This is a genomic window from Blautia aquisgranensis, from assembly GCF_040096615.1.
Lineage (GTDB): Bacteria > Bacillota > Clostridia > Lachnospirales > Lachnospiraceae > Blautia_A > Blautia_A aquisgranensis.
Window position 1 is genome coordinate 114691 of sequence record NZ_JBBMEJ010000003.1, and the last position, 14347, is coordinate 129037.

The window sequence follows — 14347 nt, forward strand, 5'->3', positions numbered from 1 at the left end:
GCTTTATACGGAATAACTGCTTACCGTTCAGCAGGGAATTGACTCGAATCGAGCAAATTTCCTGCTGCAATTGCGAATATCGGTTTAATTTAATTATTAAGAACTTACTCTCCAAGAAAAGCAAGATCAATCTCGCCGTCAAATACGGTAGTTGCCGGGCCGGTCATGTAGACCAGATTTTCGTCTCTTTCCCAGGAAATATTTAAGTCTCCGCCAAGGAGCTTGACAGTAACAGGTTTGGTTCCGTCAACTTTATCATTGAGAATAGAGGCAACAGTTACTGCACAGGCGCCGGTGCCGCAGGCGAGAGTTTCTCCGGAACCACGCTCCCATACACGCATTTTGACAGTATTGCGGTCAATGACCTGAACAAATTCCGTGTTCACTCTGTCAGGGAAACATACATGATTCTCGAAGGACGGACCAATCTTTTCCAGGTCAAGGCTGTCTACATCATCTATATAAATGATGGCATGAGGATTTCCCATGGAAACTGCTGTCATGTGATATTCTTTTCCATCAACGGTGATCGGTGCGTTAATGACCTGATCGGATTCAGAGACTACCGGAATCTCTTTTGCAGTGAGGATGGGGGAGCCCATGTTGACTTTTACCATGGAAGCCTTGCCGTCGCGGATCGTAAGATCTACATATTTAATACCGCTTCTTGTGGCGATGCTTAAGGATGTTTTGTCAACGATGCCGTGGTCGAAAACATATTTTGCAACACAGCGGATACCGTTTCCGCACATGGCACCCTGGGAACCGTCCAGATTGTACATATCCATCTCACAGTCTGCAATCTCAGACGGACGGATCAGGATCAGGCCATCGGAACCGATTCCGAAATGGCGGTCGCTGACGAATTTTGCTACCGCGGAAGGATCCTTTACAGTTTCTTCAAAACAGTTTACATATACATAATCGTTGCCAATACCGTGCATTTTCGTGAATTTCATAATAATAACCTCCTTATTTGTGAACATTATACTTGTTTTTTCCACAGGAGCACAAGCCCTTCGTGGAAAAAACACTCCAGGTTTTCCAGTTTCTTCCTCAGATATTATAGTATACTGGATAATTGTTATCGAAAAGTGAATTTTACCAGGGAAATATTTTATTCACTTGCATTTTACGAAAAACATGGTATCATAAAACAAAGAAATATGCACAAGCATGCATAAATATTCCTGTATTTCGCCGGACGCGGTGCTGATCATGAAGTGAACAGTAACATCAGGTGGTAAAGACAAGAAGAACGTGACCGGAGCGATATACACAGAATTCAGGAGGAAAAAAGAAATGAAGAGAAAATTTATGGCACTTGCACTTGCGGCCGCTATGACAGTATCCATGACATCTGCAGTTTTTGCAGCAGACAAGATCGAGAGCGCAGATGATCTGGAAGGTAAGAAGATCGGTGTTCAGCTTGGAACAACAGGCGATACACTTGCTACAGATGTAAAGGATGCAACTGTTGAGAGATATAACAAAGGAAACGATGCAGTTCTCGCTCTGAAACAGGGTAAGGTTGACTGTGTAGTAATCGACAGCGAGCCGGCCAAGAAATTCGTTGAGAAGAATGACGATCTTGAGATCATTGAGAACGTTTTTGACAAGGAAGAGTATGCGATCTGCCTTTCCAAGGACAATGCAGATCTTACCAAAGAATTCAACGATGCACTGAAAGGGCTTGGCGACGAGGGAACTCTGGATTCCATCAGAGATAATTACATCGGCGATGATGCAGGTAAGACTCCATATGAGACCCCGAAGGATGCAGACCATTCCAAGGGAACTCTTACAATGGCTACCAACGCAACTTTCCAGCCATACGAATATTATGACGGAGACAACATCGTAGGTATCGACGTTGATATTGCACAGGCAATCTGTGACAAACTTGGATATGAGCTTAAAGTTGAGGATATGGAATTTGATGCGATCGTAAATGCAGTAAAATCCGGTAAAGCTGACTTTGGTGCAGCAGGAATGACTGTAACAGAGGATCGTAAGAAGAGTGTTGATTTTACAGATCCATATACAACAGCAGAACAGGTTATCATCGTACAGAAATAATTTTTTCTGACAGAAAACTTCAGGAACTTCATTCAGGTTCCGGATATCCGGGGTATACTTCCGGGTTTCGGAACCTGTAGTTTTGGAAAGGGTGGAAATTTTGAGTCTTATTGAACAGTTTCAGTTTAACTTTCTGGACGACAATCGCTGGCAGTTCATTGTATCCGGTCTGAAAAATACGATCATCATTACATTTTTTGCAGTACTTCTTGGTATTTTTCTGGGCTTCGTGATCGCCATTGTACGTTCAACACATGACAAAACAGGAAAACTTAAGATCCTGAACGCGATCTGCAGAGTTTATCTGACTGTAATTCGTGGAACACCTACCATGGTACAGCTGCTGATCGTATATTATGTAATTTTTGCAACTGTAGATCCAGGTAAGGTTGTGGTTGCGATCATCGCCTTTGGTATGAACTCAGCGGCATATGTGGCTGAGATCGTGCGTTCCGGTATCATGTCCATTGACCAGGGACAGTTTGAGGCCGGACGAAGCCTGGGACTTAACTACACACAGACAATGACGAAGATCATTCTTCCGCAGGCGGTCAAAAATATCCTGCCTGCTCTTGGAAACGAGCTGATTGTGCTTCTGAAAGAGACCTCCATCAGTGGTTACATTGGTCTTACTGACCTGACACGTGGCGGAGATATCATCCGAAGCCAGACCTACAGTGCGCTGTTTCCTCTGCTTGCAGTGGCAGCAATCTATCTTGTGATCGTTTGTTTCCTTACCTATCTTGTAGGAAGACTTGAGAGGAGGCTGAGAACCAATGAGCGTAAGTAATGAAGTACTTCTTGATGTGCAGGGGCTTCAGAAGGCCTATGGCAGTAATCAGGTCCTGAACGGAATCACCACACAGATCCGTCGTGGCGAGGTGGTAGCGATCATCGGACCGTCCGGCTGCGGTAAATCCACATTTCTCCGTTCCCTCAATCTTCTTGAGGAGCCTACCGGGGGAAAAATCCTCTTCGAAGGAACAGATATCACAGACCCGAAGGTGGATATCAACCGCCATCGTCAGAAAATCGGAATGGTATTTCAGCAGTTCAACCTGTTTCCGCACAAAACCGTAAAAGAGAACATCATGCTTGCTCCAGTAACACTGAAGCTGATGAGCAAGGAAGAGGCAGAAAAAACAGCTCTGGAGCTTCTGAAGCGCGTCGGCCTTCCGGATAAGGCAGATTCCTATCCGGATATGCTTTCCGGTGGTCAGAAGCAACGTATCGCCATTGCAAGATCCCTAGCCATGAACCCGGATGTGATGCTTTTTGATGAGCCAACATCCGCACTTGACCCGGAGATGGTCGGTGAGGTTCTTGAACTGATGCAGGAGCTTGCAAAATCCGGCATGACCATGGTAGTGGTAACACATGAGATGGGCTTTGCCCGCGAGGTGGCAACAAGAGTTCTTTTCATTGATGAAGGAAAGATCCAGGAAGAGAATTCCCCGAAGGAGTTTTTCGCAAATCCGAAGAACAAGAGACTTCGCGAATTCCTTTCGAAGACATTATAAGAAACACAGCAGATTGGATGGTCTTCAGTTCCTGCGTGAGGGCAGGATGAAGGGCATCCGTTTTTGGGGCATGTCTATCATTATAAAGCGTGTGCATTGAGAGAAGCATATTGCCGGTCACAGAGCAAACAGTCATCCACAGGATTTTCTGCCACTGTCGGGATTACAGTAGGATCACAGTCGTTGCTGTAAAAGACTGAGAGCTGTGTTATAATCTCTGTAAGAAGGCAGAAATAATAAAGGTTCGGAAGGCGCTTTTGACTATAGCGATCGAAGAATAAGATCTGAGGGGGAAATTTATGATTATTTACAAAGGAAAAGATTATCAGGATGTAAGCAGAAAGGCAGCCAATATCATGTCTGCACAGATCATTATGAAGCCAGATGCAGTGCTGGGTCTTGCAACCGGTTCCACTCCGGTGGGAATGTATGCACAGCTGGTGGAATGGTACAAAAAGGGAGATCTGGATTTTTCGCAGGTGACGACTGTAAATCTGGATGAGTATAAAGGGATTTCCGGGGATAATGAGCAGAGTTACCGATACTTTATGAATAAAAATCTGTTTGACCATATAAACATCGATAAAAACAAGACCTTTGTGCCGGATGGACTGGAAGAGAACAGTGACAAAGCCTGTGCAGAGTACAATGCGGTTATAAGCCGGACCGGTGGTGTGGATATGCAGCTTCTGGGAATCGGGGAAAACGGACACATCGGATTTAATGAGCCGGGTGCAGCCTTTGAGAAAGAGACGCACTGCGTGGACCTGACAGAAAGTACGATCAGGGCTAACGCGAGGTTTTTTGACAGCATGGATGAGGTTCCGAAGCAGGCATATACCATGGGAATCAAAAATATCATGGCAGCCAGAAAAATCCTTCTTGTGGCAACCGGTGTTGCCAAGGCAGAGGCTTTATATAAATCGCTTTACGGGCCGATCACGCCTAATGTTCCGGCATCCATTCTTCAGCTGCATCTGGATCTGACGGTGGTAGCCGATGAGGCTGCACTTGCGGTCATCCGGGAAAAAGGACTTCTGTAGAGGGAAGAGGAAAGTTACGACAGAGAGGGGTAAAAATCATGATCATCAGAAACGGAAAAGTATTTCAGGAAGACGGCACCTACCGGGAAATGGATCTGTATGTGGAGAAAGGCAGACTGGTTTCCTGTGAGCAGGAGGTTTCGGATAAAAAAGAGCTCGATGCGACTGGTCTGAAGGTGCTGCCGGGGCTTATTGATATCCACAGCCATGGCGCAGTGGGACATGATTTTTCCGATGCAGATGCGGCAGGTCTCCGGAAAATCCTCCAGTACGAAAAAGCCCACGGTATCACATCATATTGTCCTACTTCAATGACACTGCCGCTGGAGCAGCTGAGAGGGATTTTTGCTTCAGCAGAAAAAGTGGAGCAGGATGAGAGCTGTGCGCGAATCATAGGTGTGAATATGGAGGGACCGTTTCTTGATCCTGCGAAAAAAGGCGCGCATGTGGAAGCATACATCCGGAAGCCGGATGTGGAATTTTTCCGGGAGTGCCAGGAGGCAGCAGGTGGCAGGATACGGATCGTGACAGTAGCTCCGAATATGGAAGGCGCAGAGGACTTTATTGAAGAATTGAAGGACGATGTGGTGATCTCTCTTGGACATACAGGAGCAGATTACGACTGTGCGGTAAATGCCATGAAAAAAGGTGCTCATCATGTGACACATCTTTATAATGCCATGAATCCGCTGAATCATCGTGCGCCCGGTGTGATCGGGGCTGCGGCAGACGATCCGGACTGTATGGTGGAGATGATCGGAGACGGAATCCATATTCATCCGTCAGTGGTGCGTAATACGTTCCGGATGTTCGGGGGAGAACGTATCGTACTGATCAGCGACTCCATGATGGCAGCCGGAATGGAGAACGGAACGTATGAGCTGGGCGGTCAGGCAGTGACCATGAAAGACAGAAAAGCGGTTCTCGCTGACGGGACGATCGCAGGATCGGCAACGAATCTCTATGAATGTATGCAGTGTGTGATCGCTATGGGAGTGCCGGAGAGTGCGGCCATTTTTGCAGCGACAAGGAATCCGGCGAAGAGTATTGGGATTTACGATGAGGTGGGTTCGCTTGAACCTGGAAAAAGGGCAGATATCGTGCTTGCAGATGAAAAACTTAATCTTGTGCAGGTAATCTGAGAGAATGAGAACAGGTCAGAACTGTACAATAGAACAATGCAGAAATAAAAGGATGATTTCAATTCCTGGATAAACAGGGGTTGAAACCATCCTTTTTTGTACTTGATAATTAATTATTCAGACTGCTCCTTGCCGGAGGCATTCTTCGCAGCTTTCATTTCGCTGTAGCAGTATTTGATGATCGACTTTCTGGTTATGATTCCGATAAAAGCACCCTGGTCATCGATAACCGGAACAAAGTTCTGGTTGATGGCGCGGTCCAGAAGATCCTCCATGTTGGAGTCTGCGTGAACCGGCTTGTAGGTTGCCCGGCGGGGGATTGCCATAATTGGGATTCCTTCCGTTTCCTTGATATCGTGGATGTCTGCGCGGCGCATGCCCCAGAGAAGATCGCCCTCTGAGATGGTGCCGAGATATTTGCCGTCCATGGTAAGGATCGGGATGCAGGAGTACTTGCGGTGCTCCATTTTTTCGAGAGTTTGACGAAGAGTTTCGTCCTCGAAGATGTAGGCTACCTCGCTCTTTGGAATCAGAAAAAACAGAATGTTCACGTTATTACCTCATTTCTGCAAAAGTAAATTCGGGGTTGTTTACAGAAGCTGGAGGCCATGTGCTTCGGCAGCGTCTGTGATCTCTTTTGGCCAGAGGGATACGTGTACCTCTCCGATATGTGCCTTGCGGAGGAAGAACATGCAGATTCGGGACTGACCGATTCCACCGCCGATGGTATATGGCAGTTCTTTGTTGAGGATCGCTTTCTGGAAAGGAAGCTCTCTTCTGTCGTCGCAGCCTGCTTCTGTGAGCTGGCGGTCAAGAGCTGTTTCGTCTACACGGATTCCCATGGAGGACAGCTCAAGGGCGATATCAAGTACCGGATAATATACAAGGATATCTCCGTTCAGTTCCCAGTCATCATAGTCCGGGGCACGTCCGTCGTGGCGCTCTCCGTTGGTGAGAGTTTTTCCGACTTTCATAAGGAATACGGCACCCTTTTCACGGGTGATCTTGTATTCACGTTCCTTCGGTGTGCAGTCCGGATACATGTCAAGAAGCTCCTGGGTTGTGATGAAGAAGATATCTTTCGGCAGGATTTCCTCGATGTAGTCGTACTGTACTGCCATGTATTTCTCAGTTTTACGAAGGACGCTGTAGATATTGCGGACAGTTTCCTTGAGAGTTTCCATGGTGCGTTCTTCTTTTGAGATGATCTTCTCCCAGTCCCACTGGTCTACGTAAACAGAGTGGATATTGTCAAGATCCTCGTCGCGTCGGATCGCTACCATATCGGTATAAAGTCCTTCACCATGTGAAAAACCATATTTCTTAAGTGCATAACGTTTCCATTTAGCCAGAGAGTGTACGATCTCGGCGTTGCTGCCCTCGATCGCCTTGATATCAAAGCTTACCGGACGTTCTACACCGTTAAGGTTGTCGTTAAGACCAGACTCCGGTGCTACAAAGGTCGGAGCGGATACTCTGAGAAGATTGAGCTTCTGGGAGAGTGTCTGCTGGAAGAAATCTTTTACGGTTTTGATCGCAATCTGTGTATCATGGAGGTTCAGGTCTGCATGATAGGTTGCGGGGATTGTGATTGTATTCATTATCGGCTCCTCCTGATGATTTTTTGGCTTATCTGCTCTGTGAGGTATTATAGCAGAAAATGGGTGGGGTGGCAATAAAAGAAAAGGGCTGTGTATTATATGCCGGGTATGATATACTTAAAACAGTGAATGCAGAAAAACAGTACAAAACGAGCTTTGATGGGATAATTAACTGTCTTGGCAGATACAGGATGGAGGGAGCTTATGGCTGGTGAAAAATGTCAGGTATGTGGTGGAAAAGTTGTAAATGGAAGGTGTTCTCTCTGCGGAATGCCGTATCGGAATGACGAGGTGCTTTATCATCTGAATGAACCCCGGGAGGTGCATTATGGTCATGCTTCTGCCAGAGTCCGGGAAAAGATGCGAGGATATGCCGAAATGTCCGGCACTGGAAAAACACAGCAGAGGAGTGCAAACGGGACGGCGGGAATGCCGGGCACAGTAAGAACGGAAAAGAAGGGAAATACCGGGAAGCGCAGAGAGATAGCTGCAACAGTACAGCGATCGCAGAATAGTGGCAGCATGCCAGGGAATATGAGTGGTCAGACGAGAGGAAATATGCAGCGTGGTTTCGGAACAAGAACCGGACGGGGCGGAATCTCGGAACTGAATCGTCAGAAAACAGAGAAAACATCAGCTGATATGAATCAGAGGAAGGTCATGAACCAGCGTGAAAATCAGCCTTCTGAGAAGAAAAAATCCGGTTCAAAAGCGTGGATCATTATATGGTTCATCATAGGGATTATATGTGCGGCTCCGGAAATGTGGAAGCTGTTCCTGAACTGGCTTGTAAATAATTTGTAAGAATATTTCCGCAGTGAGATCAGGCAGTGCTAAGAGTCTGTATTTTTTTGTATACAGAAATACCTCTTTTCTTTTCATGCCAGCTGTGGTATACTCATGCCTAGCACAATATATAGAGAAAAAACAAGATATAGGTATCGTAAACACTATATATAGTATTGGGAGAGATGAGTCATGATATATGTTATTAAGAAAGACGGAACAAGAGAAGAGTTTAATCCTCTGAAGATCGTGGCTGCCGTAAACAAATCAGCAGAGCGTATTCTTTACACTTTTTCAGATGAAGAGAAGGATTTTATCTGCCGTTTTGCCCAGGAGCATGCGGATTCCCTTGGGAAAAATGAGATCGAGATCCAGGAGATGCACAACATCGTAGAGGGTGCTCTGGAGCGTGTGAATCCGGCCGTAGCCAAGAGCTATCGTGATTACCGTAACTATAAGCTGGATTTTATTCATATGATGGATGACGTCTATACCAAGAGCCAGGCGATCCGTTATATTGGCGACAAGAGCAATGCCAATACAGACAGCGCACTTGTAGCGACCAAACGAAGTCTGATCTTTAATGAGCTGAACAAGGAGCTCTACCGTAAGTTTTTTATGAACCGTAACGAGCTTCAGGCATGTAAGGACGGATACATTTATATTCATGATCAGTCTGCGCGTCTGGATACAATGAACTGCTGTCTCTTTGATGTGGCTGCTGTACTGAGCGGTGGCTTTGAGATGGGTAATGTATGGTACAATGAGCCGAAGACTCTGGATACAGCCTTTGATGTTATGGGAGATATCATCTTAAGTACAGCTGCACAGCAATACGGCGGTTTCACTGTGCCGGAGGTTGATAAGATCCTGGCTCCGTATGCGAAAAAGAGCTATGACAAATATATTTCTGAATTTATGAAATATTCTGATGAGAGCTGGAAGGGCCGTGAGGAGAGGGCAGTTGAGTATGCGCTTGATAAGGTCCGCAGAGATTATGACCAGGGCTGGCAGGGAATCGAGTACAAGCTGAATACAGTCGGTTCCTCCAGAGGTGATTATCCGTTTGTTACGGTGACACTGGGACTTGGAACAGAGCAGTTCGAGAAGATGTGTACGATCTCTCTTCTTGAGGTTCATCAGGGCGGTCAGGGTAAGGCCGGACATAAGAAACCGGTGCTTTTTCCGAAGATCGTTTTCCTCTATGATAAAGAAATTCATGGCCCTGGAAAATGCTGTGAGGATATCTTTGAAGCCGGTGTGGAATGCTCCTCAAAGACCATGTATCCGGACTGGCTTTCCATGACGGGTGCTGGCTATATCTCCAGCATGTACAAGAAATATAAAAAGGTCATCAGCCCTATGGGATGTCGTGCGTTCTTAAGTCCGTGGTATGAGCGTGGCGGAATGGAGCCGGCGGATGAGAATGATACACCTGTTTTTGTGGGACGTTTCAACATTGGTGCGGTAAGCCTTCATCTTCCGATGATCCTTGCCAAGGCGAGAGCGGAGAGCAGAGATTTCTACGAGGTTCTTGACTTCTATCTGGAAATGATCCGTAATCTTCATATCCGTACCTATGAGTATCTGGGACAGATGCGTGCATCGACCAACCCGCTTGCATACTGCGAGGGCGGATTCTACGGCGGTCATCTGAAACCGAATGAAAAGATCGGCAAGATCCTGAAACCGATGACAGCGTCCTTTGGAATTACCGCGCTGAATGAGCTGCAGGAGCTTTATAACGGCAAGTCCATTGCTGAGGATGGAGCTTTTGCACTGGAAGTTCTGAAATATATCAACGATAAGGTAAATCAGTACAAGAAAGAGGACGGATATCTTTATGCAATCTACGGAACACCGGCAGAGAGTCTCTGTGGTCTGCAGGTAGAGCAGTTCCGAAAGATGTACGGAATCATCGAGGGTGTTTCTGACAGACCTTATGTGAGCAACAGCTTCCATTGTCATGTAACAGAGGATGTAACTCCGATTGAGAAACAGGATCTGGAGGGACGTTTCTGGGAGCTTTGCAATGGCGGAAAGATTCAGTATGTGCGTTACCCGATCGGTTACAACAAAGAGGCAATCCGTACATTGATCCGCCGGGCTATGGATCTGGGCTATTATGAAGGTGTGAACCTTTCTCTTGCATACTGTGATGACTGTGGACATGAAGAACTTGAGATGGATGTGTGTCCGGTCTGCGGTTCCAGAAACCTGACCAAGATCGACCGTATGAACGGATATCTTTCCTACAGTCGTGTGCATGGAGATACCCGACTGAATGAAGCCAAGATGGCGGAGATCGCTGAGAGAAAATCCATGTAAAAATATTTTGCGGAATATTCCGGATAGTTCAGATGTTGAAAGATCCCGTACTCAGACTACTGTTGGAGCATGTCTGAATACGGGATCTAAGTAAATTTAGATATTTATTTGATGATAGTTCCTGTTTTTTCGAGGTATCCCTCTTTTGCATGAGCCATATCAGTGATGATGGTACGGCGTCCGGTACCTTTCTCAACGAAGGAAACACCTGCTTCGATCTTAGGAAGCATGGAACCTGCTGTAAACTGGTCATCAGCGATATATTTCTTCGCATCATCGGTGGAAATGGTATCCAGATAAGACTCGTGATCTGTATTACGATCAAGACTTACTTTCTCAACACTTGTGAGGATCAGCAGTGTATCTGCGTTCAGCTCCTCTGCAAGAAGTCCGGCTGCGCGGTCTTTCTCAATGATGGCGCTGGCACCGTTCAGCTGTGCACCCTGCTCGAGAACGGGGATTCCGCCGCCGCCTGCTGCGATAACGATCTGCTCAGCCTGGGAAAGAACCTTCACAGTTTCAATCTCAATGATCTTATGCGGCTTCGGAGCTGCAAGGATTCGTCTGTACTGGCCTTCGCCTACTTTTGTGACAAAGTTACCTTTTTCTTCTTCTGCCTCAGCCTCCTCGGCGTTGAGAACACGGCCGATGATCTTCTCTGGCTCTGCAAAAGCTTCATCGTAAGGATCGATGACAACCTGTGTGAGGACTGTGCTTACCGGCTTAAAAATTCCTCTGGAGATAAGCTCCGCACGAATGGCGTTCTGAAGATCATAACCGATATAACCCTGGCTCATGGCAGAACATACAGACATTGGTGCAAATGTGTAATCAGGATGTGCCTTGCCGAATTCGTTCATTGCGGTGTGGATCATCCCTACCTGCGGACCGTTGCTGTGGGAGATTACCACGCGGGTGCCTTCTTCTACCAGGTCAGCGATCGCTTTCGCTGCGAGTTTGGTAGCTTTTTTCTGTTCTGGAAGTGTGGTGCCAAGTGCTCGGTGGCCTAATGCAACTACTACGGTTTTTTCGCTCATAGGAAATACCTCATTTCTCTCTAAAATGATTACTGTTTAAAGTAATGAATACTATATTTCATTATAAAAGACCTATGTGGGAAATGCAATAGAATTATTTTTTGCAAAGGAAAAACCGCCTGACGTATCAGGCGGCTGGTTTCCTACTATTTTTTGAGGGGGGAGATAGAGAGTGGTTTTTCATCTATCCAAGATCTATTATATAGATGAATTATGTTTAAATTATGTCGTCAATCTAAAAGAAATCGAAAATTTATAAATAAAGTTTAAACAAAGTTTATATTTTTTATATGTAGTTGCGCCATATCGTGGAATGTGCTACATTAAAAGAGTCTTATTTCCGCGTTCTGCGGGAAATATTCACGCATCAGTTCGATGCAGAGATCCATTTTTGTAAAAAAATCGTAGCTGTGTATGAAGAAGCACCGGAATTGCAGGAAAATTGCCTGTTTATGCACTGCTTTTTCGAGGAGGGATGCCTTTGCTTGTGGAAAAGTAAGCTCTGATAAAGAAATCGTGTGTAAAAAAAGACTGCTGCAAAGGCAGAGACAGGAGAATGCTATGAAAAACAGAATATGGAGACGGATCCGGAAAACCGGTATTGCTGTTGCAACTGCAGGGGCTGTGTTAAGTGGCGGATTTTTAACGGAAACAGTAAAAAGTGCAGAGATTGAAGCAGTAGGAATAACGATTGGACAGAGTGGTTCCTGGACAGACAAGGAGAACGGGCGTGCGGAACTGAATATCCATGTAGAGGGGATTAAGAGATGGATTGATGAGAGAAAAAAACAGGAATCAGAAGCCCTGGAAGTGAAAAATATGCAACTGGAGGACGTGACGGCGAAAATTGCAGAAGTAAAAAATATGGAGCAGAATGCCAAAGAATATGAGGAGATGAATTTCGAAAGCAGGGAAGAAGAGATTGAAAAACCGGAAGTCGGAGAAACAGAAACTGAATGGACAGAAGAAATTGTGAATCAGGAAAATACAGGGTCAGGAAAACCAGAAGCAGAAAATACGGAATCGGAAATCGAAGAGACGGAAAATGCAGAACAGGGAGATGCAGAAACAGAGAATACAAGAGCGGAAATTGAAGTTCAGAAAACAATAGAACAGCAGACATCGGAACTGGAAAATATGGAAGATCAGGAAAGGGAGGAAGAATATGAGTACATGGAGGAGCTGGCATCCGGGGAAGCAGTACAGCAGGAGAATGAAAAGTCGGAGGAAGCGGGTGAAAGCACACCGGCGGGAGCACCGTCCGTTGGAGAAGATGTAGAATACGGGGAAAATGAGGCGGCGAAAATCTCAAATGTAGTATTGGAAGAAAAAGTGGATGGTGAGACCGAAGAGCCAGAAAAAGATTCAAAGGAAGATTCAGATGAAGTATCAGAAGCGATTACGGATGAAACTCAGAAAAAGCCACAGATAGTATTGCCAGATCTAGCACTCATAGTTTATGTTTCGGAATATTTTCAGCCGGAGTTATCGGAACTTGATGAAAATATATCCACCAGCCAGATAACCATAAAAAACCAGCAGGGAAAAAAAACAGAGATTACCAGGATAGAATATAAAATAGATGCAGATTCTTTAAACGAAGAACAGGAACCAATTTCTTTGAGGATTCCACTCCTGCTGCGTGAAGAATATCGCTGTCCGGCAGAAAATATCAGCTGCCATTTTGTACAGGATGAACCCCTCGGAAAGGATAGAAATGGTGCAGGAACCTTTCTTCTTATGAAAGAAAACGGAGAAGAACAGGTACTGGCAGAAGGAATCTCACCTGTTCTGGATGTGGAAGCAGCAAAAGCAGATATGAGCCTTGCCATAGCATCAGAAACAAAGAAAATGAAGGCCGGACAGACGATCCGTTACAGAGTTGATATTGCAAATACAGGAAAGCTGGATCTGACAGATATTCAGCTGAGTAGTATTTTTTCCTGCCCGAAGATCATTCAGCAGTGGGAAAATGCGGAAGGACTTACTGCGAAAGGCGCAAAAGCACAGCTTCTGACATTAAAAGCAGGCGAAAAGAGAACGCTCTATGTTCTGGCACCGCTGGAGAATGAGCAGGAGAAGCCTCTGGAGCATAAAATAGAGGCAGAAGCCAGCGTGAGAGGAAGAACAGGCGAGACGATCATGCGAAGTGCGTCTATGACCAGCGAGCTTCAGCCGTTAAAGGCCGACTTTACGGTAAAGAAAAACGCAGACAGGGAGAAAGCTGCACCTGGCGAAACAGTAACCTACCAGATCTGTATTGTAAATACCGGTGAAAAAACGCTTCATTCTGTAGTAGGAACCGAGCGTTTTCAGGCAGAAGGAATAGAGGCTTATTTTGTGGAGCAGGAAGGAATTACGCTGAATCGCACAAAGACAAAGGCCCTGATCCAAAAGATTGCGCCCGGAGATGCAGTTTCCCTGCAGGCGGTGGTGAAGATTCCGGAAAAAACGGTAGATCAGAAGCTTTTGAATCAGGTAACTGTTACAAGTCAGGAGACCGGAAGCCGGGTCGTGGAGGCATCTTCACAGGTCACAGTGGAAGGAAATGTAATGGCAATTAAATCAGAAGAGAATATTCAAAGAACAGAAAACGATCAGGATGAGTCGGAGATCATATATGCCCAAGGCGATTCCATGGCAAGAGCGGCGACTTCTCATCCGAAAACAGGCGATGAGTCCGGCATCGAGCTTTTTACCTTGCTTATTCTTACCGCAGGGCTTACGATTCTGGGCGGAATCTGGCTTCACCGGAAGTACAGAGAGCTCCACAAAGAAAAACGCTGAACAGGAAATTGACAGAAAGCAGTG

General features: G+C 45.9%; 13 protein-coding genes. 9 read left to right on the top strand and 4 right to left on the bottom strand.

What is annotated here, in order from left to right:
- Window positions 1-104: 104 nt before the first annotated feature.
- Window positions 105-959 carry a diaminopimelate epimerase gene (gene dapF, locus WMO28_RS04010; protein WP_349056143.1) on the bottom strand — a complete coding sequence of 285 codons (855 nt, stop codon included), beginning with the start codon at window positions 957-959 and terminating at the stop codon, window positions 105-107.
- Between the two features lie 343 nt (window positions 960-1302).
- Here dapF and WMO28_RS04015 point away from each other — a divergent pair, with 343 nt between their 5' ends.
- The 5 genes from WMO28_RS04015 to nagA all read left to right on the top strand — a co-directional run bounded on the left by WMO28_RS04015 (window position 1303) and on the right by nagA (window position 5784).
- Complete coding sequence (locus WMO28_RS04015) at window positions 1303-2079, top strand: transporter substrate-binding domain-containing protein (protein ID WP_349056144.1); 777 nt, start codon at window positions 1303-1305, stop codon at window positions 2077-2079.
- A gap of 100 nt (window positions 2080-2179) precedes the next feature.
- Entirely contained in the window at window positions 2180-2869 is a 690-nt protein-coding gene (locus WMO28_RS04020) for an amino acid ABC transporter permease (protein WP_435375825.1), read from the top strand.
- Window positions 2856-3599 (top strand): amino acid ABC transporter ATP-binding protein, encoded by a 744-nt coding sequence (locus WMO28_RS04025; RefSeq protein WP_178645263.1) that lies wholly within the window; start codon window positions 2856-2858, stop codon window positions 3597-3599. Before WMO28_RS04020 ends, WMO28_RS04025 begins: the two co-directional genes overlap by 14 nt.
- Window positions 3600-3898: 299 nt before the next feature.
- Window positions 3899-4642, top strand: coding sequence for a glucosamine-6-phosphate deaminase (nagB, locus tag WMO28_RS04030; RefSeq protein WP_349056145.1), 744 nt, complete (start codon window positions 3899-3901; stop codon window positions 4640-4642).
- A 38-nt stretch (window positions 4643-4680) separates the two neighbouring features.
- Window positions 4681-5784: an N-acetylglucosamine-6-phosphate deacetylase gene (gene nagA, locus WMO28_RS04035; protein WP_178645265.1), complete on the top strand. Its 1104-nt coding sequence runs from the start codon at window positions 4681-4683 to the stop codon at window positions 5782-5784.
- Window positions 5785-5897: 113 nt separating this feature from the next.
- Here nagA and WMO28_RS04040 read toward each other — a convergent pair whose 3' ends face one another.
- Window positions 5898-6335, bottom strand: coding sequence for a CBS domain-containing protein (locus WMO28_RS04040; protein WP_349056146.1), 438 nt, complete (start codon window positions 6333-6335; stop codon window positions 5898-5900).
- Window positions 6336-6374: 39 nt separating this feature from the next.
- The gene (gene asnA / locus WMO28_RS04045) at window positions 6375-7385 is read right to left on the bottom strand and encodes an aspartate--ammonia ligase (RefSeq protein ID WP_178645267.1); all 1011 of its coding nucleotides are present in this window, start codon (window positions 7383-7385) and stop codon (window positions 6375-6377) included.
- A gap of 68 nt (window positions 7386-7453) precedes the next feature.
- On the opposite strand from asnA, the gene WMO28_RS04050 reads away from it, so the two are divergent.
- From WMO28_RS04050 to nrdD, 3 genes are all read left to right on the top strand, one after another.
- Window positions 7454-7600: a hypothetical protein gene (locus tag WMO28_RS04050; protein WP_178645268.1), complete on the top strand. Its 147-nt coding sequence runs from the start codon at window positions 7454-7456 to the stop codon at window positions 7598-7600.
- Window positions 7590-8189, top strand: a complete 600-nt coding sequence (locus tag WMO28_RS04055; protein ID WP_349056147.1) for a hypothetical protein — start codon at window positions 7590-7592, stop codon at window positions 8187-8189. Before WMO28_RS04050 ends, WMO28_RS04055 begins: the two co-directional genes overlap by 11 nt.
- A 174-nt stretch (window positions 8190-8363) precedes the next feature.
- Complete coding sequence (nrdD, locus tag WMO28_RS04060; protein WP_178644574.1) at window positions 8364-10499, top strand: anaerobic ribonucleoside-triphosphate reductase; 2136 nt, start codon at window positions 8364-8366, stop codon at window positions 10497-10499.
- Window positions 10500-10603: 104 nt separating this feature from the next.
- Here nrdD and arcC read toward each other — a convergent pair whose 3' ends face one another.
- Complete coding sequence (arcC, locus tag WMO28_RS04065) at window positions 10604-11536, bottom strand: carbamate kinase (RefSeq protein ID WP_349056149.1); 933 nt, start codon at window positions 11534-11536, stop codon at window positions 10604-10606.
- Window positions 11537-12097: 561 nt separating this feature from the next.
- Here arcC and WMO28_RS04070 point away from each other — a divergent pair.
- The gene (locus tag WMO28_RS04070) at window positions 12098-14323 is read left to right on the top strand and encodes a COG1470 family protein (RefSeq protein WP_349056150.1); all 2226 of its coding nucleotides are present in this window, start codon (window positions 12098-12100) and stop codon (window positions 14321-14323) included.
- The last annotated feature ends 24 nt before the right edge of the window (window positions 14324-14347 follow it).